Source organism: Bacillus cihuensis, from assembly GCF_000504145.1.
GTDB classification, from domain to species: Bacteria; Bacillota; Bacilli; order Bacillales; family DSM-1321; genus Peribacillus; species Peribacillus huizhouensis.
Map to the genome: position 1 here is coordinate 1 of NZ_KI632500.1, position 24,158 is coordinate 24,158.

Annotated in this window: 25 protein-coding genes; all 25 read right to left on the reverse strand. The window is 33.3% G+C overall.

Annotation, left to right across the window (positions count from 1 at the left end; all coding sequences use genetic code 11):
* A partial coding sequence (locus V179_RS0124985; protein ID WP_028393891.1) for a YolD-like family protein occupies positions 1 to 314 on the reverse strand: 314 nt, incomplete at its 3' end.
* A gap of 226 nt (positions 315 to 540) precedes the next feature.
* Entirely contained in the window at positions 541 to 1,599 is a 1,059-nt protein-coding gene (locus tag V179_RS0124990; protein WP_028393892.1) for a type II toxin-antitoxin system antitoxin SocA domain-containing protein, read from the reverse strand.
* A 24-nt stretch (positions 1,600 to 1,623) separates the two neighbouring features.
* Entirely contained in the window at positions 1,624 to 2,034 is a 411-nt protein-coding gene (locus V179_RS0124995; RefSeq protein WP_028393893.1) for a type II toxin-antitoxin system MqsR family toxin, read from the reverse strand.
* A gap of 902 nt (positions 2,035 to 2,936) precedes the next feature.
* On the reverse strand, positions 2,937 to 3,326 hold the full coding sequence (locus V179_RS0125005; RefSeq protein WP_028393895.1) for a hypothetical protein: 390 nt from the start codon (positions 3,324 to 3,326) through the stop codon (positions 2,937 to 2,939).
* Between the two features lie 47 nt (positions 3,327 to 3,373).
* Positions 3,374 to 3,691, reverse strand: coding sequence for a hypothetical protein (locus tag V179_RS0125010; RefSeq protein WP_028393896.1), 318 nt, complete (start codon positions 3,689 to 3,691; stop codon positions 3,374 to 3,376).
* A 61-nt stretch (positions 3,692 to 3,752) separates the two neighbouring features.
* On the reverse strand, positions 3,753 to 4,580 hold the full coding sequence (locus V179_RS0125015) for a hypothetical protein (RefSeq protein WP_028393897.1): 828 nt from the start codon (positions 4,578 to 4,580) through the stop codon (positions 3,753 to 3,755).
* A gap of 16 nt (positions 4,581 to 4,596) precedes the next feature.
* Positions 4,597 to 4,749, reverse strand: a complete 153-nt coding sequence (locus tag V179_RS31145; protein ID WP_154664025.1) for a hypothetical protein — start codon at positions 4,747 to 4,749, stop codon at positions 4,597 to 4,599.
* A gap of 116 nt (positions 4,750 to 4,865) precedes the next feature.
* A complete protein-coding gene (locus tag V179_RS29365; protein ID WP_051405129.1) occupies positions 4,866 to 5,279 on the reverse strand; it encodes a helix-turn-helix domain-containing protein in 414 nt (137 codons plus the stop codon).
* A gap of 33 nt (positions 5,280 to 5,312) precedes the next feature.
* Positions 5,313 to 5,852 (reverse strand): metallophosphoesterase family protein, encoded by a 540-nt coding sequence (locus V179_RS28720; protein WP_034302601.1) that lies wholly within the window; start codon positions 5,850 to 5,852, stop codon positions 5,313 to 5,315.
* A gap of 142 nt (positions 5,853 to 5,994) precedes the next feature.
* On the reverse strand, positions 5,995 to 6,312 hold the full coding sequence (locus V179_RS0125035) for a DUF2325 domain-containing protein (protein ID WP_028393898.1): 318 nt from the start codon (positions 6,310 to 6,312) through the stop codon (positions 5,995 to 5,997).
* Positions 6,313 to 6,404: 92 nt separating this feature from the next.
* A complete protein-coding gene (locus V179_RS0125040) occupies positions 6,405 to 6,818 on the reverse strand; it encodes a response regulator transcription factor (protein ID WP_152534820.1) in 414 nt (137 codons plus the stop codon).
* A 138-nt stretch (positions 6,819 to 6,956) separates the two neighbouring features.
* Positions 6,957 to 7,541 (reverse strand): hypothetical protein, encoded by a 585-nt coding sequence (locus tag V179_RS0125045; protein WP_028393900.1) that lies wholly within the window; start codon positions 7,539 to 7,541, stop codon positions 6,957 to 6,959.
* Positions 7,542 to 8,222: a hypothetical protein gene (locus V179_RS0125050; RefSeq protein WP_028393901.1), complete on the reverse strand. Its 681-nt coding sequence runs from the start codon at positions 8,220 to 8,222 to the stop codon at positions 7,542 to 7,544.
* Positions 8,223 to 8,417: 195 nt separating this feature from the next.
* Entirely contained in the window at positions 8,418 to 9,182 is a 765-nt protein-coding gene (locus V179_RS0125055) for a hypothetical protein (RefSeq protein WP_028393902.1), read from the reverse strand.
* A gap of 30 nt (positions 9,183 to 9,212) precedes the next feature.
* Complete coding sequence (locus V179_RS0125060) at positions 9,213 to 12,551, reverse strand: helicase-related protein (RefSeq protein ID WP_028393903.1); 3,339 nt, start codon at positions 12,549 to 12,551, stop codon at positions 9,213 to 9,215.
* A gap of 122 nt (positions 12,552 to 12,673) precedes the next feature.
* Complete coding sequence (locus V179_RS0125065; protein ID WP_051405130.1) at positions 12,674 to 13,567, reverse strand: ArdC family protein; 894 nt, start codon at positions 13,565 to 13,567, stop codon at positions 12,674 to 12,676.
* Positions 13,568 to 13,799: 232 nt separating this feature from the next.
* On the reverse strand, positions 13,800 to 14,060 hold the full coding sequence (locus V179_RS0125070) for a hypothetical protein (protein ID WP_028393905.1): 261 nt from the start codon (positions 14,058 to 14,060) through the stop codon (positions 13,800 to 13,802).
* Positions 14,061 to 14,239: 179 nt separating this feature from the next.
* Positions 14,240 to 14,641 (reverse strand): hypothetical protein, encoded by a 402-nt coding sequence (locus V179_RS0125075; protein ID WP_028393906.1) that lies wholly within the window; start codon positions 14,639 to 14,641, stop codon positions 14,240 to 14,242.
* A gap of 25 nt (positions 14,642 to 14,666) precedes the next feature.
* Positions 14,667 to 16,526 carry an LPD1 domain-containing protein gene (locus V179_RS0125080; protein ID WP_028393907.1) on the reverse strand — a complete coding sequence of 620 codons (1,860 nt, stop codon included), beginning with the start codon at positions 16,524 to 16,526 and terminating at the stop codon, positions 14,667 to 14,669.
* Positions 16,527 to 17,351: 825 nt separating this feature from the next.
* The gene (locus V179_RS28725) at positions 17,352 to 18,326 is read right to left on the reverse strand and encodes a TIR domain-containing protein (RefSeq protein ID WP_051405131.1); all 975 of its coding nucleotides are present in this window, start codon (positions 18,324 to 18,326) and stop codon (positions 17,352 to 17,354) included.
* Positions 18,327 to 18,341: 15 nt separating this feature from the next.
* Positions 18,342 to 20,744 (reverse strand): ATP-binding protein, encoded by a 2,403-nt coding sequence (locus V179_RS0125095; RefSeq protein ID WP_028393909.1) that lies wholly within the window; start codon positions 20,742 to 20,744, stop codon positions 18,342 to 18,344.
* 836 nt (positions 20,745 to 21,580) lie between these two features.
* Positions 21,581 to 21,832, reverse strand: coding sequence for a hypothetical protein (locus V179_RS0125100; RefSeq protein WP_028393910.1), 252 nt, complete (start codon positions 21,830 to 21,832; stop codon positions 21,581 to 21,583).
* 83 nt (positions 21,833 to 21,915) lie between these two features.
* Positions 21,916 to 22,272 (reverse strand): hypothetical protein, encoded by a 357-nt coding sequence (locus V179_RS0125105; RefSeq protein ID WP_028393911.1) that lies wholly within the window; start codon positions 22,270 to 22,272, stop codon positions 21,916 to 21,918.
* 365 nt (positions 22,273 to 22,637) lie between these two features.
* Positions 22,638 to 23,690 carry a DUF6094 domain-containing protein gene (locus V179_RS28730; protein ID WP_028393912.1) on the reverse strand — a complete coding sequence of 351 codons (1,053 nt, stop codon included), beginning with the start codon at positions 23,688 to 23,690 and terminating at the stop codon, positions 22,638 to 22,640.
* The gene (locus V179_RS0125115) at positions 23,687 to 24,055 is read right to left on the reverse strand and encodes a hypothetical protein (RefSeq protein ID WP_028393913.1); all 369 of its coding nucleotides are present in this window, start codon (positions 24,053 to 24,055) and stop codon (positions 23,687 to 23,689) included. Before V179_RS0125115 ends, V179_RS28730 begins: the two co-directional genes overlap by 4 nt.
* Positions 24,056 to 24,158 lie beyond the last annotated feature (103 nt).

A 24,158-nucleotide genomic window follows, 5' to 3' on the forward strand; every position in this document is an offset into this window, starting at 1 on the left:
CTAATGATATTTTTAAAAAGTATATGATGGAAGTTACCATCACCATCTTGAAATATTATTTGTCTCTTCAAATGATTGATGTAATGAGTAGTACCAGTTAGTTGCTGTACGAACCCATTATTAAAAAGCTTAAATGTAACAGGTGTATTAAATTCCATTGCTTCACAAATGGTTATTTCTATAGCTTCTAATTCTTGCTCATCGAGTATGGGTTGTTTTATCCGGTGTTCATCCACCAAAGCATCTTTTAAGGACTGTACATGCTCAGGTAGCATCAGACCGGTCCATTTTATAGTACCTCTATCTTTTAACACATCAACCATCTCCTTTTTCTAAATTATACACGAACACTAGTTCTGAAATCAATTCAATTTTATGTGAAATACACAATCGAGTTCGTCTTTATTTAGAAGAAGGAAATTCGGTCGTTGTATTTGGGCAGAACACGAAGACAATGTATATGGTTCACTCGTATGAATAAAAAAAGTCGATTTCCGTTGAAGAACAAGAAATCGGCTTTTAGACTACATAAACTTTAGATTAATTTCTCTGAAGCAATTTTAATGTTCGATACATTGAATCAAAGAAATGATGAATATCGTCTTTTTTAATTACCCAATCGCAACTCGCATCATCAGGCAAATCTGCGCGCGTTTTTCTCCAAGGATACTCCATATGTGTTAAGTCCTCTAAAAATTTCGCTTCAAATTTACTATATTTATCCCATATCCAATGTAATATACTCAACTGATCGGATGTTAAACCTAAGTCATGAATCGATACACCAAAATCTTTATCAATTCTCTTTGAACCATACGGTTTATAGCGATGGTACAAATCAGGAATTACGGGACCATGTTTCCATGCTTGGAAATTATCTTCAAATAAATCGTGTCCAGTGAAAGCATGGCTCCATCCCTGAGCGAAATACATTAATTTCTGAAGTTTTAAAGGAGAAACTTTTAAATCGTCTTCATCTTCCTCATTAAATTCTTGCCCTTTTATAATAAAAAACATCTCTACTGATTCTGTAGAAGTCATGTGCCATTTATCATCTATATCTTCTATATTTAACAAAGTAAGCCTGTCATCTAATCCCTTTAATAACTCACTTGATTTTACAGTATCTAATAAAAAAGATAACCTATCTTCAAGTTCTCTTCTAGGTTTCTCTTCAAGTTCATCACGATTATTATCAAATGCTCGTTTCATCGCGCGTGGATCTAAATATGTTTTAAAATGAGTATCATGTTTTTTCGTCTGTAAACTTCCATTTTCATAACGAGAGATAGTAGCAGGGCTCCATCCAATTAATTTAGCCATTACGCGCGTACTTACCTGATAAAGTTCGTTACGAACATAACGAAAATCTTCTGCTTTTAACATATCTTTCTTTTCCTGATATTTACGATAAATCGTACTATAGTTTCGATCTGTTAATTCGTCGTTATCTGTGTACTGTCCACATTTTGTACACTTATAACGTTCAGCTTCATATGTGATAGTTTCACCATGCAATTCAACTTTATCTGTTACAAATTTATGTTCAACTGGAGTTCGTTCAAAACAATGAACACAGAATTTTAATTGTAACGTCATATCTATTTCCTCCTTACACCCCACTCAAGATGCCTTAAGAGGGTATGTAATTGTACGATCTGGTTTATGAAAAGAGACACAACAAGTAAAAGGGCCATCATTGTCTTCAATAAAACTGAACTTAATGTAAACTTCCATCGTTTCGTATCCAGTAACGACCTTTCCAAATTCCCACATATCACTATTTCGCAATCGTGGAGGAACATTACTGCTCCCATTTGGATTTGGTCCTCTGTAATAATCTTCATAAGTTAGTTCTTCTTCAACAATTCGTCTTACATCTGCGGCTCTAAATCCTAATTCCAACAAAGTAGCTTCGTTCTTATCTCTTTGTGCTAAAAGGATAAAATGATCATTTCCCCGATGAATACAATCAACAATCTTCTTTAAAATGTCTTCAACTTGGGCTTGTGTAGCTCCGTTGAATGCTGCCAATTAAAACCACATCCAATATTAAGACTAGTGTTCTCAGTCATACGATATTTTATTCACGGATAACATTTTTTGTTATCCATTAATAACATTTTATCATAAGTTATGAATATTTAACATGAAAACAGAGCAAAATAATAAAAAAATGCTTCATTAATACCTAAATTAATAATTTTATAAATAAAAAAGGACGACCATCAATGGCGTCCTTGTTGTTATTTATTATCAAAAAAATCCACCGCAGAAGCTGGCTCCAATAATGATTAAGAAGAAGAACAATAATGGAATATATCCCAGTTAAAATAAGGCTAAATGTAAATGTGGTTGCCCCTATAAGTTTAAGTATGGTGATCAGATTCATACTTAAACTTATTTCTTGCTACGTTACATATTAGAATTCAACCTGAATGCATTAAACTTTTATAAAATTACCTTCTCAAAATGTTCGAGTCTTCTAATAGTAGAGCCTCGATGAGTCTCACTTTTTGATGGTTTATAAGAGCATCATTATTAATTATGTTATTAATTTTAAATTTCAGATTATGTAATTCTTTTTTCTTTTCTGATAATGCTTCGCTATATTCGCTTAATGTATGCCTGGCTAATTTGGCATCGTCTTTATAGAATGAACATTTATTCTGTAATTCAATAAAACTCTTATTGAGTATGGAAATTTCTTTGAGTTGCTCACTCTTAATATTTTTATATTTTTGTTCAGTGCTATTTATAATTCTTAGTTTCCTTGTAGATACCATTCTATGTCACAATCCCTCTGGTGAATCTATATTTTGATTTGTATGAATATCGAGGTACATAGCTTCATGTGTAGCACAGCAAAACATATTAAGAATGCGTTTTGCTGTGCTACACTAAAAAAGTTTATATTTGATTTTTCGAGTTAATAACTAAAATGATAAATTGAAATTGATTGATGGCTTCGGCTTTACAATTACCTTCAAGAACTTTGTTCCTTCGTATTCTACATCTAATGTCCGGTCTGTCGCTGTTGTCCCTAACCCATCTGGAATACTTACAATTGTATTTCCTGATCCATCTGGTGTTAAGGTTATCTTTCCTAACTCAGTTTCAATAGGTTCAGCGAATGATAATACGATATCATCTAAGATAATCGAATCTACTGATTTTCCACCCATTATTGTAATTTTTGGTACCATTGTAGATACAAATGGTCCTTCTGGATTTTCTGGAGTCCATAATGAGTATTTTTCACCAGTATGGTCTGGAGTAGGTTCTGGTTCTGTAAAAACTGGTTCTTCTCCATGTGTATAAGTCATAGTTTTAGTAGATGTTTCTTTTATTGAGAAACTATAATAGTTTAATCTTATAGTCCTATTTTTATAATTTTGTTCTTCCATTTTATAGAATATATTGAAACTAGAAAGATTAAGCTAAATAGGAAGAATAGAAGTCCGCTTGAGAAAATACCATACAATAACATTATTGATTGACCATTTACTGATAATACAAGAATTAAGTAAATGGTGGTTGTCATCAAAAATAGTAAAAATGACGGAAATACTCCATGCCATAACCACTTTACGCATGTATTACTTCTTGAAGTTTCTGCTTCTGAAATGCCGACTGCAGTAGAGGCACCACTTAAAATAAGCAGAAGGATTAACATAAGGTTGCCTACCATTTGATGATTCTCCTAATCATAATTTCTTCATAAAATCGAATTATAGATCTTAATGCAATGCTTAAAGGAATTCTAGATATTTATTCGACTTAATAATCATTTCTGTAGATGGTTTATCTGGGTTATAATTGTTCTTTTTCAAATATCCATAAGCAAGTATATTTTTCCCTATTAATTGGTCGTCCTTATAGGTAAAGTGTTTAAAGTATCGATCAAATACTACCAGAGAAAAAGATGAATCAAACTTAATAAACCAAACCTTATCTCTTCTAATAATTCGTTCAACAGTACCGTGTACAAAATACGGAACATTTTCATAGGTGTTAAATTCCCATAAGGCTTTGTGAGATTCTTCGTGGGAGCGGATCAGTTCAGATATTGCTATCTTCTTCCCTTTTACTGAAATAATAATGGATGCTAAAATGTCAGGTTCATAACCTAGAAATAACTTTTTAACTGCTTTTAATGATCCAATTGATTGAGGAGTACCGGAATCTTTTTTTACTTTAATTTCTTCTTGGTTTGTGGGATCCTTTTCTTTTTCATCTCTTTCAATCGATTTAGCCACATAATCAGGATCGATAGCATTCAAATTCAGCCGAATTAATAACTCCTTTGACCCTTTATTCTTTAAATCTTGTTGAAACTCTGCTACTTTATTTACTGACTCTTGAAAGGAAAGTTTTCTGGAGAAACCGCAGTTTTTTTTATGTACTGAATCATTCTTACCGCTTGTTTTAAAGTGTGGACTTACATCATCGTTTCCCTGGACAAATATAAGAGGCACCCTACAGACCTTATCTAAGCAAAATAGCTGAACACCATGTAAATCCGGAATATATTCCTTCGCTGTAATAAGATTGCCGTTTTCCAGAAATGCTGAGTGCATGATTTTTCTATCCCCCTTAAACTTCCGACTTTTCCTTCGCTTCTACAGCTTCTGCATCATTGAAAATTGAATGGTTTTCTTTACAAGTGGGTGTACAAAATAAAGAATCATCGTTATATGTCATATATTCACTTCCGCATCCGACACAGGTTTTGATCAGTTCATTCAATTTACTCACCTCATCCTTTTTTAATAGATTAGCTATGTTCAATTGGTATCTAGAATATGATGGACGCCCTTCTCGAGTTTCGTAATTTGTGGTGGCGTTTCCTCCATTTTTTTATTTCACACATTGCTGACAGTCTTGATATAAGGGTAAAACTCAAATTCGACTGTAAAATCTTTGTGGCAGTGGTCACATATATGTTGGAAATTACCCAGCATACCCCTCGATTTCTTCGTCAAATCGTATATATTGCTTTGCTGTTCTATGGAGCAATAAGGGCATTTTATAACAGATGTTTGAACCATTGGGATCGATTTTTCGTCCCCCCATAAGATCCAATCAGTAGTTGTATCAGCTAGGAAAGCAATTCGTATTAATTTTTCTTTGGGAGGTAGCGCCAATCCTCGCAACCAAGAATTAGCCGTTCCTTTTGGCACATGGCCTATTTTTAAACCAAATTCTGAAATGGTTAAATTTAACTTTGAACGGATTGCTTTTAATCGGTTAGCTACTTCAACTTTATTAGGTTTCATTTTTTCTTCCTCTACATTACTAAAATTAAGAATTTAGATTTCAAGTGATAAATAAGGATAAACAGAATGTATAGTTGTTTTACCTATTTTCTTGTTAAACGGGTCATGTAAATGACCATGAAAAAAGTGACTAATTTGCTCTTTTAATATCAATTGTGAAAACGCCTGATATCCTCTATGAGCGTAATCCAACTCCATATCTCCATAAGCTGGATTAGAGTGAGTTATTAAAATATCAATGTGTTTATTGCCGACAGTTGCAATAAACAATTCAGCTTCTTCTTCTGAATGATGTCCAAAGGGACGATCCTTATATTTAGGTGAACCTTCAAAACCAGCTAATGTTAATCCACAGTGCGTAACAATGATGTTATGGATATCTTGGACATTAGTACCAGCAAAAACCTCTGGGTGACAATGGTTGCCTAGCACACCAAATTTCTTGCAATTATATTTACGGTCAATACGAGATACCATGATCGAAGGAATATCTCCTAACAATAGAACTAAATCAGGATTTTCATCCGGCAGTTGTAAAGATGTTCTTGTATCTGCAAATGCTAAGATCCTCACTGGCTGCTCTCCTTTACATAAATTTGAATATAATTAATTCAACTGTTTTTTATCATACGTTTTATTTGAGCGCTCTACCTTTATAGGTTGTTTTTATGTTGAGTAATAGCTCGTTCTTACCTGTTTGAAAACATTTCTTCTATTATGCTGCAATCCTGGAGTTTAAAAGATTTAATCCCGAATTAATGGCCCCGCTCCCTCCGCGACCTTGATGGTAAACAACCGGTGTATTTTTTTCCTTGCATAATTCTTTAATGACATCCATAGTTACATGACCGCATGCACCCAGTAAAACAACGACACAATCCGCTTTTTTCACGATTGGACTGAAATCTTTTTTTACTGCACCATTTCTAATTTTTCCGTCATGAAATAACACAGCACAACCATGTTTTGCACCTATTTTTTCAAACGTTTGTTTTTGTGAACCACCAATTATCGCTAATGTTGTTTTCTTCATTACTTAATTCACTCCTTATATTTTATACACTATATAATATAATATTATATTATGTAATGCAATTAAAAAATAAAGGTGAGTTTTTAGAAATCCTATTTGCATACTTTTTCTAAAAAGGAAGACACATGGGAAGCTATACTAGCTTCAAAGTACATTCCTCCATCACTGACTAGATGAATGGCGTTACGCAATATATCCAAAGAAGAATCTTGAGAAATGATGCCGCTCACTCCGTTGCTTAGTAAAGTGTGATAATCCTTAAAATTCACTTTATCTACCATACATAAAATAGGAACAGACTTGTTTTGTAGGCTAGATAGATACTGCAAGAAAAAATTATCCATTTCTTGAGGTAAGAAAACGACAAGCTTGAATACTTCATTAGTTTCTTTTAGGATATTATCTTTAGTATCTTCTTCAAGAATCTTTACTTTTGGAAAAAAAACCTCAAATAATGAGTGCCAACGCATACGTAAGTCCTGGGGTCCAACTAGTAGCATATTCATAAAAAGTTCCTTTCGAAAAACACAAAAATACCCCTTTAATAACCACGGATTGATCTCCATGTTCATTAAAGGGGTATTCCCTGTCGTATAATAAGTTAATTATAACAAATTTTTTCATGAAAAACATTCTAATTTGGCTTAAATTAGTGGGAATAGAAATGGAATTGTTAGAGCAAGAGCCATCATAAGAATAGAAACGCTAATTAAGTTTTTTGACCATTTGTGAAATTCCGGATGTTCAATGAGCTTATATCCGAATCGAAAAAGAAAGCTTACAGAAATACTAATTAAACCTAAAAATACAGCTACAAAACTTAAAGTAGAGACAGAATCACTTATTAATACATCGATATCCTTTGCTGTTTTTAAAGATAAGATTATGATAGGGAGGCCGCGTAGAGTGAGCATAACTATGAATGATATAAACATTGTACCTTGAGCATACTTTTGCCATTGTCCATTTCTAAATAGAATGGACATAATCATTACGACTGTTCCTATAACAAAGAGTGCTGTAACTAAATCAATTCCCCAACCATATAGTGGTTTTACTAAACCACCAAAATCACTTAATAATCCTTGGAATAACGAATCTGACGTAGTTGATTCTATTTTTTTATTCTCATCCATTTCAGGCATAAAAGGCAGCGGACTAGCTGTTACTGCAAGTGGGGCAAAGAAAAGACCAAGAAATAATATGAGTGCACCAGTATATTCTTTCATTTATAAGCTCCCACTGCTCTTTTTTTGCAATTGGACCGTATCAAGCTTGCTTTCCCAATATAATTCACCTTCAATACAAGGTATAATGATATGGGAATTAAATTCACTAGTAAGTTCTTTAAATACTTGGTTACCAATTTGAGTCCATTGTAGTTCTGCTCTAGGACTAATTAAAGGATATTCCACTATTTCAGCAAGATCCTCAGCTGTAATAAGTAATTGAACATCCATCACTTTTACTTGGTATGCATTACCGCGAAACTCAATCTCGGTTATATATTCAGCAAAAGGTAAAAGACTCAAAAATGGTTTCCTGAATACTTTATCGGCATTTAGCCCTTTCTCACAATCTATTTTGATATCGATTAGCCTTTGATGTAAAGACAGCCTTCCATGGGTATCTACTAAGATTTTGGTTGTAAAGTTGGCCTTGATTTGTTTAATAAGTAGACTTATGTATTGTCCATCAAGCTGCTGAATATTTTGTTCAATTGTTTCGTAGTATTTTTCTGAAAGCTTCTTATTTTTATATCCGATAATACGAACTATTACCAGGTCGCTTTTTTTACGATACTCTAATTCTATTTCTTTTAGCAAAAAGCCCTTATCTCGAATATCCTTTGTTAGAGTAGCTAGTTCATCAATTTGAATTTCGACAACTTTCGACATACATTTTTCCATTTTTGAATATTCCTCCCTTATTTCCCGTACCTATATTACTAATTAACTAGTTACATATCAATGTTTTCCAGTGAAATATAATATAAATAGGTCTTTATAACTAATGTATATACAAATTCTTCTTATTGATTAAAAAATATCATTTTAATCAATAAGAAGAATCCGACTAAAGTCGGATAACTTCTTATTTCTTTACTAAGCAGATATTGTAATGTCTATTTGATAATCTTGGTAATTAGGTTCATCCAGAATCATGAACTCCATAGAGCGTGATTGTAAAATATCAATTGCTTTAGCCTCAATCTCTATAAAAGAGATTCTATCGACCAAAATTGATAGAATATCACCTCTATTAAGGTCAATATGATTTTTTGCATCAATCCATGCACGGGCTGTCCCGTCTGAAACATGTATAAAATCTTGTTCTTGTCCTATTAATTCAACCACCCATTGCTGTTCTCCTAACAAACAATCTTCAATTTTAGCATTAGCTTTGGTACTGAGTTGGTTAGATACGTTTGTACTTAGATCTTCGTTCCAATCATCCATTGTTAATGTATCAGAGTGTTCGTTTGGTCCAGCTTGTTGATCCAAATTTCGAACTGGTTCAACAAGGTTTTCCCATGTTTGTTCGGTATGAATATATTCATGTTCAAAATAGGAATGCGGGGGCTCCACATTTATACAATCTTCCTCTAATAAATCCTTAGTGAAGTTTTGGAAATATGCTTCGTGTTCTTCTTCGATAATTGAAGGACTATACACAGCCGCTATTTCATTTTGTTCTTTTAATTCATCTTCACTAATAACTTCTTTCGGCATTCCCCATAATGGAATATATTCAATAGCTTCTTTATCCATTGAGGTACTAAACCTTTGATGGTACATGATGTAGTTTTCAATTAACAAATAAGTAATTAAAAACAAATTTATTTGAATTGGTTCAATCATAAAGCTCATATCGTATGCTCCTCCAAATGTTAAGTTTTATTAGGCAAATAAATCAAAAGCAAGCTGACCCTCTGCGGCGCGCTGTTTTGATTTTTTCCTTCCTTTACTCTCTGTTTTAACTTCGACAATTGAAATAATTTCAACTGGTTCTTTAGTACTTTTATTCGATTTTTCAGTCACTGTTGGTTTAATTAGTAACTCAATAATGAATCCATTTGAAATAAATTCTCGAGCAATACCAAATGCTCCTACAATGTCTACTTCAAGAACCCCATTATTGACAACAAATCCTGGAACAATCCCTTTTTGAATATTCTCAACCATTTCCTCTTTCATGCGGTACATGGCTTCTTTAGATGTTTGCCCTTTGATTTCAGTATCAATCCAATTAGTAAATTGCTCCATAACGGATAGTTTCCGATTTTTCCTACCGATCCCAGATAAAAGTTCACGAGCCCTGTCTGTAGTTTGGTTAATCCAATCTTCGGCACTGCCTTTAAGGATATCTCCTCCATTTTTAACGCTTTGTATCAACATGGATTGCAGATCTCCCTCATCGCCAAGCATAGCGGACAGTCCGTCTGATGAAACCTCACCATTAATAGCAGCCGTTGCACGATTCTTCATAGCGATAATTTCAGCCATATTTTGTTGGAAAGAGTTTTCGTATGCAAGATAGAAAATTCTACATTCCTGAGTTTGGCCAATACGATAACTTCTTCTCGATGACTGATTGATAGTAAACAAGGACCAGGAGAATTGATAGTATATTAGAGTAGGAGTGCAAAGGAGGTCGAGACCAACTTTTACTAATTCCTGACTCACGATACACACATCGTAGCCTTCTTTTTCAATCTTTTGTTTTAGCCAGTCACTTCGCATATTTGTTTTAGTTGTACTAGCATCTAAGATACAAACTTTAGCACCGATCTCTTCAAGTTTTTTCTTGAGTCGAGGACGAAGGTCGCGTTCAGAAACTGAGGTGCCCGTATCTCTCACATAAACAATGGATTTTCTTCCTTCTGCTAATTCTGTTTCAATGATTTCTTGAAGCTTAGCTTCTTTAGGAAGTGTACAGTCTTCGCCTATGTGTTTAGCACGCCAAATGATTTCCCGATCTCCCTCTTCCGTTAGCAATGTTGCATCTGGAAATGTAAAGGGATTATCCGGATAAGCAATTCCGTAATCCGTCATAGGCATGTACAGTTTATGTCCATCTTTAAGTCTCTTAATCGCTGTTTCAAAAGTATTAATCATAACTTGATAGTTTTCTCGTAACTCTTCAGTCATTGGTACAAAGATAGTTGGAGTATCCACCAATTCTACTGGATCTGGCCATACATCTTTCAGTCGAACACTGATGACGTTTTGTACCATATATCTTCCGAAAATAAATGGTGATATACCTGGCATTATTTTTTTAGAAGAACGCTGTTCACCGCCACGAGAATTCGTATTGGAATATTCCTTTGAACCATCTCTACGTGTGTAGACTGTTTCCTCAATATTTCCATACTCTTCACTAAAACGGGTAAATTCTTCGTATCGATATCCGCTTGCCACCAATTCATGTGGCAATAATCTCCAGAGGAGGAAGTAGACATCGGCAGATTTCCCGCCAAACAAAGTACCAGTGCCTGCAACAACTTTCTTTGAAGCTGCTACTAGCGAACCAAGGGAATTACCTTGTGCAGACATACCCCCTTTTAGTTCATGCACCTCGTCGATAATGGATATATGGAAAAATTTCCGCATTTTTCTTCTGATATATTCAATCGTCGCTATACGTCTTGGCATTCCGACTACTTTTGGGAATTCTGGTTGTTCTGATTGAACCTGCGCAATCAAGCGCTTGTTATTTTGTCCAAGAGCATGGATTACTCTTTTTTCATGGCTGGCCCACTCTTTGAACCCTGAGTAACGATTTGGAACTTTTTTTGTCCAAAGGGATTCATTACAATGGAAACAAAAAGCATTTGCTGGCTTAACCCCTGATTTGATTCTTCTAGTGTCTCCAAATTCATTTTCGGTCATACTACTCGTTGAAAGGTTCACTACTTCATTCCCATTTTCATCAAGCTCACTTGTTTTACCATCAACTGTTTGATGAGGTTTCCCGCAAGAAGGACAATAGAATCCGTTTTTGTAGGAATTAGTTTCCTTATCTAACCTCTGTTTTGAAGTTAATTTATTTACATAATGAACGGCAGGTACGGTTCTTGAATCACCGCGCATTGTTGTAAATGAGATAATAAAGAAAGTAGGTACCGTAGGTTCTGGGCGCCCTTGTCTCGTCCATTCTGAATGATAGGCAATGAGTTGACTCGAATCTGAAATAACATGAATACTAGCGTGTGGTATTAATTCACGAATTTCATCCGGCCATTTCTTCGTTAAGGAAGGAGGACACATTAAACAAGCGTGGTACCCTTTTTTTCCTTTTAAATGATGGTACCCATCAGCGATCGCTGTCATCATACTAGATTTTCCCGTAGACATTTCGCCCTGTATAAGAACTGACTTACTTTTTCGATTTCGCAGTCTTTTTGCAACTGCAGTAGCAGTGTGCGCTTGTACAGGAAAGAGTTCACGAGGATAACTGGAATAATGAGCTAACGATTCATGCTCTAATGGATTATGAGTAGGCGTTACGGTTTCCGCTAATTTTTCCACCATAGCACCATTAAAATCCATCAAATAAGAAGTCAGACCTTCAAGTTCCTCTAATTTGGTACCTGTTCCTTCTCGTGGAAATGAAATAAGTTTTTCTTGTAATAGATTTTCAATGAAACGATCCGCTACCACTTCTTCTAAATCAATAGAATAAAGACTCAATCCTTCAGGAAATAGCGATGAATCGCAATACAGTTGATGTTCAACTAAATATTTGCGATTAATCAATTCCTCCAAGACCGTTTCTTCCCATTCAGGTAGAATGTGGAGTCCAAATTTAGCTCCGCCTAATAACTGAGCAATATCATGTGCAGGGCTTCCATCAAACGACAGAACGTATTTACTGTTATTTAAAACATCCTCGTGCACGATTGCTAGGGCTTTACGGTTTTGGTTGAGAGTCATGGAGAATTTTTCATACTTCCCTTTTTCTCCAAATAACGTCTTCTCTGTGAAAAACTTATATCCGGTTAATTCCTTTTCTCCATAACCAAATTTTAATCCTCCATAAGAGCCAATATCTATAGCTGCTTTTATGGATTGTAAAGCCGTATCACTCCCGCTTACAATTGTAAATAGCAATTTATCGTAGGAACGGTTGGATTCTTCAAATGCCAGCCCGTAGCAAAATACCTCATGCCAAGCGGAATTGATATATACCTGAAATAATTTAGGATTGTCCTCTGTTTCAATATTAAAATTCATTATGTTCTCCTTTCGGCCATAAAAAAAACAACCTTAATTAAATTCTTGGATAAGAATTTAATCCTTAGATTGCTCGGTCTCTGTATGAAATAGTTGGTTTTAACATCGCAAATACGTATTAATTATGCAGATAAAAGTTCATTTTGAATAACTGCATCTTCTTCTACAAGGTTTACCTCGGCCATTCGTTCAAAATCTCGTATTAATTGACTTGCTGCCTTTTGAATTGTCTCTCCATATTTTAATAAGGATGCTCCCTGATCGCTTGACCAGCCCCTTACATATTCAAATGAATAAGAAGAAGTGTCTAATCCAAAATATGAACAAACAATATAGGCAACACCTTCAGCCACACACTCACATTCTTCAGGAGAAACTTTAGTGTCTCGATGAATACGACTATGCACTAGTTCATGTACTCCTGTTTTCGCTTTGTGATTAACAGATAATGAGGAGTCAATCACAATCGAGTGTGTACTAGGTGAGTAAAAGCCATTGGCTCCTTCGGCATAATCAATATCTACCTTACACTCATCTTCCGCTGCTAATTGAATTACACACGAAAGAATAGATTTGGCTTCTTCGGATTCTCCGTCTAACTTAAGCTTATGTTTTTCTATCGGTAACGGATCTCCCTCCGTTTGCGTACAATCGAAAACAGGGACACTAACAAACCCAATAAGCTTGGTTTCCTCTTCATTAGTTGTGTTGTCTAAAACTTTCTTAAAACGCGGCGCTAAAATACGCAGTGCTTTGGCTCCTTTTTTTACGTTGCGATTTAATTCTTTCCATTTTGAGTATGGAGCAATAAATCTAGCGAAAGGAAGCTGTAGCTTGGCAAGCACAATGTTATTAAATGAATAATTGGGCATCATTGTGACCATATCCAATAGTGCTTTGTAGCGTTCCGGATCATAAACAAAGTTTTTAACACCTGTGTCCAATGTTTCTAATAATTTCTCCACTTCTTGTTTTTTTTCGTCGGCTGACTTTCGAATAAATCCTTTTTTAGCCATACCCTAACACCCTTCCCTATAGTTTTTTACTTTTTCTCACCATATTTTAGTGGATGAAAACGAAAAAAAACCTCCCAGGAAAAATTGATTATTAATAATAGTAAAGTACCTATTATCATCCAATTTAACCCGAAAGGTTATTATATGTAGTCATCACCGCAGACATAAAATGTCGCAAATAAAAGAAAAGAAAAAAGTATATACATATTATATATGAAATCATAATAAAAAACTACAATGCTTCTTTATTATCAAGTAATCGTTGGAGACGATAACCGCTTCTCCCTTGAAATTTTAATCCTTTTTCATTAAATCCCTTTCGGATACGAGACTCTAAAAGAAAATCTGGATTAGTTGAATTTGTACATCTTCCAATCGTTCGTATATAGTTTTTTTGGTGATCAATTGCAATAATTTCAACAAATTCCTTATGAATGGCATATCCAAATTCAAAGGTATCAATTTTCTCTATCTGTATATATGTAGTTTGCATATAACTCCCTCTTTTCATAAAAATTCAATGAAAAAGCTCTTTTGGGGTCCACAAAAAAGTGGCTCCAAAAGAGCTTGATGTTCAATACCGCAGACAAAAAAATGTCGCAAATTAATAGTTAAAGTATAGCAAAGGTGGAATACCTTGTAAAGACAAGATTTTCCTCTGTCTATTATGGTTTACATTCCCTCATTTTTATGATGTTTTATAAACATTTCATACGGAAGGTTTTCCACTGAAGGATACACTAAGATCTCCAGTTCAGCGCTCAAATTCAAGTCTGGGTGTTCTTTTTCAAGTTTTAAAAATCCATTAGTTATTGCTTCATCAACGGTACAGTTATGGAAAATAAAACTTCCGGATATGTGATCCATGATAAATTCAAACTCAAAGGATTTTCTACCTGAAACACTTGTTAAAAAATTATAATATGTTAGGGCCTCCGCTTCCTTTTCGCCAGGAATAAGTGCTAATAAACGTTCAAGATTCTCTTCTTTATAATGGTTTTTTTGACTGGCAGCGGACTGTACAAATTCCGCTTCCTTTGAATTTAGTAACACTCTGTTCGCAATAGTAATCATTTTCTTGTTGCTCCATTCTTCTCAGTTATTTACTTAAATCTTTTCCACTTAGGATTGGATGAATCGCTTTAATGAAATTCCCCATCGCTAAATTTATTTTTTGTCGTTCTTCGCCTTGAGGAAATATTGGATCACGAGCTCCGCATACTAAATAGTCGCTTACCCACCCGATTTGAGTTAATTCATCTAATATAAAGCCCTCAAATGCACGAGCGGTAAGTTCCACATTCGACGCCCAATATTTGACCTTCCCCTTGTCTAAATCTATAGCTGTTTGATAATACAAAGATCGGTCAGATGAGTATGGAATACGTGTTAACTCTTCACCGGTTATTTCTTGATGATACTGTGCAAGAGCTTCCGCATGTTTTTTAATATGCATTTTCCGCTTCCGCTCATTTTTGGATAGATAAGCTTCACGATCGGATTTATTTACATAAAAAGATAGAAGATTATTGATTCTTTCATCATACTCCTCTATCACTTCGTCCATAAAATCTTGAAGTTCTCCATTAAAATCCTGATAACGTCTCTTAAATACACGGTTAAATCTATAGGTTCCTTTACATTTAGATACATCTATATAGGCTGGGGCATTCCCTTCTTTTATCACGTCCATTAATTCATCAACTGCATGTTGAATTTCTAATGGAAGATTTGACCCATATACCTTATCAGATAAGAAACCATATTTCCCGTTTTTAAAGTCATATGAATAGTTATATAGGTAATGATCTAAGGCATGAAAAAATTCATGGGCTAATATACCAAGTGACCCTCTCTCTTTAGTAAGATTGATGACCTTATTCGCTGGTTCATAATGGCCATTAGCCGATCCGCGCCCACGGGAGCCGAATGAAATTGATAGTTCTCCGCCCAAGCTTATAGAATGTGATGGAATTTTAAGCAGTGCTATTAAATCTGTAAATGCTTCTGCTGAGCGGAATAAATGCTCTCTGCCTTTTTCATCATCGAGATAATGCCCAAATTCTACTGCTTTAAAATTAAAATGGTTTATCAATTCTTCAGGGCTTTCTATTTTAATAATCTTTCCTCCAAAACGGTCTGGTCTCTCTGGAAGTTCTCTTTCCCATACAGGTTTACGCTTCACTTTCACTGATTTATCAGTACTTATGCCTGGTTCTTTGATTAAGGTATCCCAAGTAGAATGATTACCGATAGCTTTATAAGCGCTTGATCTAGATGAACGGTCACGGAAGAACTTTCGGAAAGAATTATCCAACGAAGATAAAGATACAGCATTGGATTTCTTTACAATCCCATAGGTTTTATGGTATTCAGCTCTTTGGTTCTCTAGCTTTTCGAGTGTATCAGGATCCTTTTCAGCTGAAATCATTTCATTAATCGCTTTTACCTTATTATCTAAATAATCTATCTGGGCTTCATAGTAAAGCATTTGACTAATCTCTGATTCAGCTTCTTGAAATGAAATCCAGGTTGTTATATTTTTGAATAGCTCAGAAATATATAAGCAGGCATTCATATATTTTAAGCGGCTTTCCCTATTGTCAGCAGGTGTTTTCGGCATACGATGGATAAGTAATTGCATAGCCTTTGCTGCCATAGGTTCTACCCCGCGTTCTCTACAATCATTAAAGGAAAACCAATTAAAGAATGTGTCTCGTGTGATAACCTCCGCAGCGGTGACTACATCTTCATCCTCAAATGCATGTAAATCGGCTTTGTTCGGATTATCTAGGAAATTCATTTTTCTTTTTACTAAATGCTTCCTAGCACCACTTATCGTCGCTCCTACATCATAGGCAACGGTTTTCTTCTCCTGCTTATCCGTTCTTACATCTTTAACACTGTTAAAATTATGTGTATCTTGTGTATCGGTATCGAAAATAGATAATTGATTCATGTTAAGCACTCCTGATATTTTATTATTGTCCCGCTCATAAATAATGGTTAGTTAAATAAAAAAATGGACATCAGTAATAGACGTCCATTTACTCTTGATAATATTATTGATTATTTATCTCTCAATCTATGAAGTTCAATTTGCTACATTATCCATTTGAATAATGTTAATTTTCCCGTTATGCAAGGCTACTGTAAATTGATATAAATTACCTTTTATAGACCTAGTAATTTGATACAAGAAGCCTTGCTTACTACAATGTTCTAAAAAGACTCCATAATCTCGTAATTGATTTAAAAAAATTCTTTTTTGCTCGTTAAAGTGTTCCTCCAACTTAGTAATATTCAAACTAAACACCCTTTCCCAAAGTAATTTTGACTTATCCTTTTTAATGGACGCAAAAAAGCCTTTGAGCAGATTGGTTACATAGCAAAATAAAAAGCTATGAATCTCAAACTGCCCAAAGGCTTTTGTTAATAGTCATCACCGCAAAATCCTAAATGGATCTGCAAATAAATAAAAAGAAAAGTTATACTAAAAATATAACATAATCATAATTATTATAAAAGATATAAATAGACTGGTATTATAATGTGGGTTAGTTACTCAGCAATTTTATTGTGCTGTAGCTTTCGAATAAAGTTCAATTAAAAACATTTTGCAAACGTTGATTTTATAATAGAAGAAACCCACACATTTTGAACAAAGATTGATCAAAATGTGTGGGTTTGATTTTTGTGTGGCGTTTGGTTTTATAAAAAAGATTGACTAAAATATCAATTATCCACTAATGTATATAGCATTAAATGAATTCAAAGCAATCATTTAGTTAACACTTTGGTTAATTTCTTTTATAAAAGCAGTATAGTCAGATGCTTTTAGGTCACTTAAATTAGTATTGTTCCAATCACTTATTTCAGATAAAAATTCACTGACGTTATTTGAGATACTCTTTATTCTTTTTAACTCCTGTAAAGGTTCAATCTTATTTGTATCTTGAGTTATTTTCCGAATCATTTCCGAGTATGCCTTCTCTTTCTCTTCCCAATAAGATATATATCCTATCCGTTGCTCAAAAGAATATATATTAGCTGCAATTGTAGACGGTATCTCTGAAAGTGAAGGTAAAAATTCTTTATCAGAATCTTTTAGTATTACCAATAACATTTTCTCTTTATATTCATGCGAACGCATAACTTCAGATATTTCATACATACAATTTACTGATTTTAAATATTGGTCACTAATAATACTAATAACAAAATCGTGTTTCCCAATAGTTTTCATGAAATCTTTAATACTATCTTTAAACTCAATGTTTCGAACATCTCTAGTCAAAGTATACCCTATATTTTTGAAATCATTATCAATTAAATCAGCAAACGCTATATCATTCCAACAATATGAAATAAATATCTTCTGGTTCTTCATCTGTTCAGCCACTCCACTATCACCAATTTTATAAATCGTTTTATTTACTTTTACTAATTCCTCTGCTTTATTAATAGAAATATAATATAGCTTAATGCCTTTTAAAGTAAAGTACTCACTTTTAATATCTATATTACCCTCTATCAAATTTTGAGCTCTCTCCAAATCAAATCTAAAGGGAAAATTCTTTATTTCTAATCTTTTACCATCATCTCGTATTCCAAAGACTATATCTCCACCGTTACTGTTTGAGTATGCAACAATTAATTTTGCTATTTCTTCATGACTCGCAATTGGGTGTATATATGTTGTATTCTGTCTATTGTTTGTACTTATTTTGTTTTCAATATCTTTAATTGTTCTAAACACTAAGAATTACCTCTCTTATAACTTAGTCAATGGAATTTTAGATATACCTGTTGTTTTAAGCAAATCACCTAAAGTAACCATTCGTTGTACTTCTCCATCATCCGTCCACAATTGATAGTTGACATCATCTAAAGCCTCTAATTCTTCATCATAATAAAATATTATTTTTTGATAATCACTTGGACGAATAATGATTCTATAATCATTTCCGTTATACTTAGCTGGAAATACCGTATCAGAATACTTTTCATTCATCCATTCTTCTAAAGTTGCTGGAAGTGTATAATCTTTAAGTCTGCTTAAATATTTAAAAATATTTTCTGTACTTCTATGTAGTAAATTCTCAACATAGCGTTTCATTTCTTCGGATGAGGTAATAACATGTTTTAATTGATTGATAATATCTTCTTTACTCAGTTCAGAGTTAGTTATAATCTCCATTATTTTATCTCGATTATTAATAATTTCATCTAATTCTTCATACTTAATATTGTTTTCTTCTATTTTCTCGGCTATTTTATATCTTCTTAGATTTTCTTCTGGGGAAGACAACATCATTCTCTTCGGATATAAATTTTCAAACCACTCTTTTGATTTTTCAGGATTTGATAGGAACCAATTTGTTAATCTATTAAATACCCTTTGAGTAGATTCTTCTCTTTCTGCCCTATCCACAGTTTCCTTACCTAGAATTTCCGATACTTTAGACTCAATCTGATCAGAGCATATTTCATTAGTCTTAATTTTTTTGGGGTGTTCTTTAAAATAGTTTTCAAATGAGTTAATTTCTTGGTGTAATAACTGCCCTTTAATATTCCCACCCAATAATGTTAAAATCTGTTTTAGTTCATCATCTATATTTTTATCGGAGTAAATCTTATCAAATTTCACAAAATTATTATTTTGATTCGGTATAAATACTGATTCTACAACTTTCTCAAGACCTTCATCCTTAATCCAGAGAGCATAAAAAGCATTCAACCAATCTAAAAATTGGGTTGTATCTTTCAAAAAGGCGACTAAATTATCAATATTTGAATTTTTTAAATAAGTATCGTTTATCCAAGAAAATCGAACATTACCTTCAAACACCGCATCCCAACCTTTATAAGTATCTTTAGTTGGTATCGGAAACGTTTTTAAATTAGATAAAATATCCCAAAATAAGTCTTGATGAATCTTTTCCTCTGTTGATGGTATGCCTATTACCATTTGTCCATCACTATTTTTAAATGCCAATCGCTTTGAACCTTCCGTATGATTATGAATAGGAATGATTGCACTCTTATCAATATATTCTTTGATCTCTTTGTAACTATTATTTTGAATAATTGATGAAGTTGATTTTTTTAAAATACATATATTGAATTCATTTCTTGTCATTGCACTTTTTGAACAATAATCTATTAATTCCTTGTATAAAGAGACAGCTACTTGTATTAATTCGTTATTTAATTGATTGCTATCTCTAATAGCATTTCTATCTCTTTTTACATCAAATAAATTTGAATTAACGACTATAGGAAAACTAAATTCTTCAGTTCCTAATAGAGGAAATTCACAGAAAATTTTTGGCGTAGTACTGGAAATTGGTAAGAAATATAACTTATCGTCTTTAAACTCAATAGCACAACCAATCGTTACATTATTTTCATTTAATATTAGCAACTCTTTATTACTATCAGAATCGTTAATTTGAACAACTGTTAGCTTGTCATTTTTACTTGAAGTTTTTTCATTTCCCTTCTTGTAACAATTACCATTGTATGTAATAGAGTTGATATTCTTATTAAAAGTTAATACATAAGGAATAGTCTCTTTTAAATCTACTATCCCTTCCTCTACTGCTTCTCTTATGTCATGATCCTCTAATGAATAAATAAATTTTGTATCCTCATACTTTTCTTGTAATTCCTCTTGATTTCTGCTTACAAGATCTAATTGTTCTAACATAATTTTTGTTTTTTTCTTAATATCGCTATAATCATCTCCTGATCTATCAACAGTGAACTCTAATTTTGTATACTTATTATCTTCTTGAATAAACGACCCTTGAATTTGTACAATATCTGATAATAAATGAGTTGACATAAAACCAGTTCCAAATTTGCCTATTTTCTTTTCTTCTGAACTTTGCTTTGAGGAAATTTGTGTGATTAAATCTAATAAATTTTCATACGAAAATGGCAGTCCATTATGACTAAATATGATTTGATTATTAGAGTAATCTATTTTTATATCTATTTTCTTACCTTTAGGTGTACAGTCTGATGCATTTTGAATAAGTTCCCATATCCATCTACGTCTAATAGTCTTTTTTTCTTTTTCTGAAGACTCTCTTATCTTTTTCAATTCATCCCAAATTGTATTAGAACTCGCATCTAAAACTTTATTTAATAAAACCTCTTCATTAGACATAGTAATAATCAATCCTCTTTTTCTCTGTATTCTTCTTAATTTCCAAGTATTCCTTCATCAATATTTTTAGATTTTAAAAATTTTAGTTTATGTGTCAAAACTTTATACATTCTTTTAATATGCCTATGCGACTTCTACAACTAATTTTGCCTCTTCGTTTAAATTAGATAGCTATCTCTTTTTATCCAAATTACTTTGATTTTCACCATGGATAATCGCAGAGCGATAATCATAAATTGACTTCATATTTTTACAAACCTCTAATTTTGTCTCTCCCAAAGAAGAATACTGTAATAAAAATGCAGCCCTAAATGATAATTTATGAGTTAATTCTCCCTTTTCACTATACTTAATATAGATTCTAATCCAAGCTCAAGATAATAACTTAGAAGTAGATTTAAAAACATAATGCCAATTCCCTTGCTTTATCTTAAATTAGTTAAATTGTAACATATTTTACAAATTTCCTTATTTCACTTATTCAAGGAAATGTCCCTTTAATGGAATAACTTATTATCACTTAACAGGTTCTTAATCCACAAGAATACCGAAATCCCTTCTTTATAGAGATAGGGAATTCGGGTTCATCTTTTTTCAAAACAGTTCAACTTTATTTCAAAGCCACATTTTCTACTTGTGCAAAGTTTCTATATGAATTGTTCGAAAAAGTAAAGGATGAACATTCAAATAAAGATCGCCCCCAATAAAAAAGGACCTAAAAACAAGAGTAATCTCGTTTTTAGGTCTTTTCTAAGTTCGTACTGTTCACCATTAAGAAAAATTTTTACTAAATGTATTACATAATCGTTGATCCATTCTTCACAGACTCATTCTTTTTATATTTCATCATCTAAATCATCTTCTTTGATGAAATATTCTTGATACTCACTACTATCTTTAATAAACTCACTTAAATATTCCATGACATCCACAGCATCTGTTACATGTGTTTCCTTCGGATTTTCTTCTGCTAATACTTCATATATTTCAGTCAACTCATCTGGTAATTCAACACCTTCATTACGTGCTGTGTAATATAGAGCTTTAAAGATAATATCAGCTTGTATAATGGAAATTGGTTTCATCATCTATATACATCCTCTATGTCATATTTTTTCTACAGTCTATTTCGTATTTAAAAGATCTTCTTGTTATAGATAAATTCAACATTTCATTCAACTTTCATAGATTTATTAAATTCATCTGCTAAGTTAGCGTTAAAAAATCTGACTGCCTCAATAAAATAGTGAATTCGATTTTCAAACTCTTTTACGTCCCCGAAATCACTTCTTTCTTTAGCTATGTTTAGCCATTCTAAATCCTTACTGAACTGTTTTCTTATTTCATCATCGGATAGAATAGTATCTCTCTCATAATCTTTAACAGGCTTGTAGGTTTCATCGTTTTTCACTCCAAATGCTTGCCTAATTATTGCGATTTGCACCATTACCTTCAAACTCTGCGCTCTTGTTAATAAAACTTGAGTATCTAAATCAATTACTTTTTCCATTAACTTTTTATTTCTCACTTTTATTTCCCCCTGTATAAAATTAGAAATTTATCAATTCTTATCACACAATTTTTGTCTGTTTAGGTTAATAAAAGTTGGAATATAGCCCCTAATAAATTGCAGGTTTCAGAGCTATTACACTTCTTGTTAAGACAATTAAAGTTGGAAACAACAAGTCTGAGTTTAAAAGGACTTGTTGGTTGTTATAATAGTTAGTTTTAGAAATAAAGTTGGAAACACGAAAGCAAATTTTCATTACATAAATTTTAGAAATCTTGATAAATCAGCTTTCTAAAATACGTGTTTCCAACTTATTTATTCCTTTTCCAACTTTATTTGTACGTTTCCAACTTTATTTGTTCTCTACACTTTTATCAGTCGTTTTAAACGAGCTTACGTACCTTGCCTAATGGCAAAATGACCTTTACCGAAACTTCCCTTTTAGTACGAGTTTTCGTGATAATAGTATGTTCTGTCTTTTCTTCAGTAGTAACATTAGTTACGATTTCCATTCCCTGAACAGCATGGAGAGTATCACCTTCCCCTATTATCCCATTCACAGCTCCTGACGCCAGAAGCAGAGCCATCTGGCCTTGTGCGATGTTAATGATAGGTTCTCCTCCAATTACAAGCTGTTTGGGCTTCGTACGCTCTTTAAAGGCCTGGAACCCCTTATTTGCTCGAATCATATCAATAAAATCATTTTTATTTTCAATTTTCGAATAAAATGTAGGGATTTCTAGGTGAGTTTCAGGAACTTCCCACTTTTTATGCCCTATAAAAATATTTATAGGTGTTACTTTTGACTGAACAAAGCTCTCATTATCTAATTGTTGCAGGAATTCTAGTAAACTGGTATTTACCTTCTTGTGCTGGGAACTTTTCTTTCTACCTATAAAAATACACTGCTTAAAGTCCTCATAGTCCTCGTCCGAAAACTTAGCTATTCCTATGTCTTCAAAATGAGTAGCTAAAAAACGAGATATCCTAGTATCAGCAAAGCGGTAAGAAGGAATAATATAGACCATTAACCCACCAGGAACAAGATACTTTGTATTTCTAACTAACTCTGTATATTCTTTTCGGTCAGAACCTTCATCATCTCCAATTCCAATCATTGTGTGATCATATGGAGGGTTGAGGAAGACCATGCCATAAACGTTATGAGAAATAACCATACTTTCAATTGGTGCCTGAATGACTCGGTCCAATACAGTTGAAGCAGTCGCTGCTCTTCGCTTATCTAATTCAACCCCGTATGTCTTAATAGGAAAATCAGACGCTTCAGCAAGTTGTTTAAGGATTTTACCTTCCCCACAAGTTGGATCGAAGACCGCCGTTTCTCCTACAAACGAAATTAGAGATGATAGATAGACACCTTGTTGTTCAGGAGTAGCATAGAAACCCGAGAGAAGCTTATTGCCGATGTGACTCATACTAACACCCCGCTTTTACGAATATCTATTCCTAAAACCGTACCTTCATAAGTAGAGTCCACTAAACCGATATGATTTGCTAACCATTGCTGCTGGTCTGTAGTTAAAGAGATAGGTTCTCCCATATCATTAACTCCAGAAGCAAACAAGTCTCCATATAGAGGTTCAATCGACATATCATCAATAAGGTATAAATTGATATTTGAAGGGTGAGCGGAAGCTTCACGTACCCAGAGATTAATATTTTCAGGTAAAGGAATAGGTTTAACATCTTGCTTCACAAAATTCTGATGTTTAAATGAAGAATCCTCTTTCCAATACCTATATGGTGTCTTCACTAAGACTTTAATTTCTCTATTTGTCATGGTTATACTCCTAATACTGTTATAGTTTTTTATAAAAAAGAGTATCTACGAATATGTAGATACTCTTTATTCTTAAATTTTATTTTCACGAATTACACAGTCT

Excerpts from the sequence above, each read along its gene's own strand:
- V179_RS0124990 (WP_028393892.1), bottom strand. The coding sequence starts at position 1,599 with ATGACGTTACAATTAAAATTCTGTGTTCATTGTTTTGAACGAACTCCA.
- V179_RS0125005 (WP_028393895.1), bottom strand. The coding sequence starts at position 3,326 with ATGACTTATACACATGGAGAAGAACCAGTTTTTACAGAACCAGAACCT.
- V179_RS0125010 (WP_028393896.1), bottom strand. The coding sequence starts at position 3,691 with ATGGTAGGCAACCTTATGTTAATCCTTCTGCTTATTTTAAGTGGTGCC.
- V179_RS0125015 (WP_028393897.1), bottom strand. The coding sequence starts at position 4,580 with ATGCACTCAGCATTTCTGGAAAACGGCAATCTTATTACAGCGAAGGAA.
- V179_RS29365 (WP_051405129.1), bottom strand. The coding sequence starts at position 5,279 with ATGAAACCTAATAAAGTTGAAGTAGCTAACCGATTAAAAGCAATCCGT.
- V179_RS0125035 (WP_028393898.1), bottom strand. The coding sequence starts at position 6,312 with ATGAAGAAAACAACATTAGCGATAATTGGTGGTTCACAAAAACAAACG.
- V179_RS0125040 (WP_152534820.1), bottom strand. The coding sequence starts at position 6,818 with ATGAATATGCTACTAGTTGGACCCCAGGACTTACGTATGCGTTGGCAC.
- V179_RS0125045 (WP_028393900.1), bottom strand. The coding sequence starts at position 7,541 with ATGAAAGAATATACTGGTGCACTCATATTATTTCTTGGTCTTTTCTTT.
- V179_RS0125050 (WP_028393901.1), bottom strand. The coding sequence starts at position 8,222 with ATGGAAAAATGTATGTCGAAAGTTGTCGAAATTCAAATTGATGAACTA.
- V179_RS0125055 (WP_028393902.1), bottom strand. The coding sequence starts at position 9,182 with ATGAGCTTTATGATTGAACCAATTCAAATAAATTTGTTTTTAATTACT.
- V179_RS0125060 (WP_028393903.1), bottom strand. The coding sequence starts at position 12,551 with ATGAATTTTAATATTGAAACAGAGGACAATCCTAAATTATTTCAGGTA.
- V179_RS0125065 (WP_051405130.1), bottom strand. The coding sequence starts at position 13,567 with ATGGCTAAAAAAGGATTTATTCGAAAGTCAGCCGACGAAAAAAAACAA.
- V179_RS0125070 (WP_028393905.1), bottom strand. The coding sequence starts at position 14,060 with ATGCAAACTACATATATACAGATAGAGAAAATTGATACCTTTGAATTT.
- V179_RS0125075 (WP_028393906.1), bottom strand. The coding sequence starts at position 14,641 with ATGATTACTATTGCGAACAGAGTGTTACTAAATTCAAAGGAAGCGGAA.
- V179_RS0125080 (WP_028393907.1), bottom strand. The coding sequence starts at position 16,526 with ATGAATCAATTATCTATTTTCGATACCGATACACAAGATACACATAAT.
- V179_RS0125095 (WP_028393909.1), bottom strand. The coding sequence starts at position 20,744 with ATGTCTAATGAAGAGGTTTTATTAAATAAAGTTTTAGATGCGAGTTCT.
- V179_RS0125100 (WP_028393910.1), bottom strand. The coding sequence starts at position 21,832 with ATGATGAAACCAATTTCCATTATACAAGCTGATATTATCTTTAAAGCT.
- V179_RS28730 (WP_028393912.1), bottom strand. The coding sequence starts at position 23,690 with ATGAGTCACATCGGCAATAAGCTTCTCTCGGGTTTCTATGCTACTCCT.
- V179_RS0125115 (WP_028393913.1), bottom strand. The coding sequence starts at position 24,055 with ATGACAAATAGAGAAATTAAAGTCTTAGTGAAGACACCATATAGGTAT.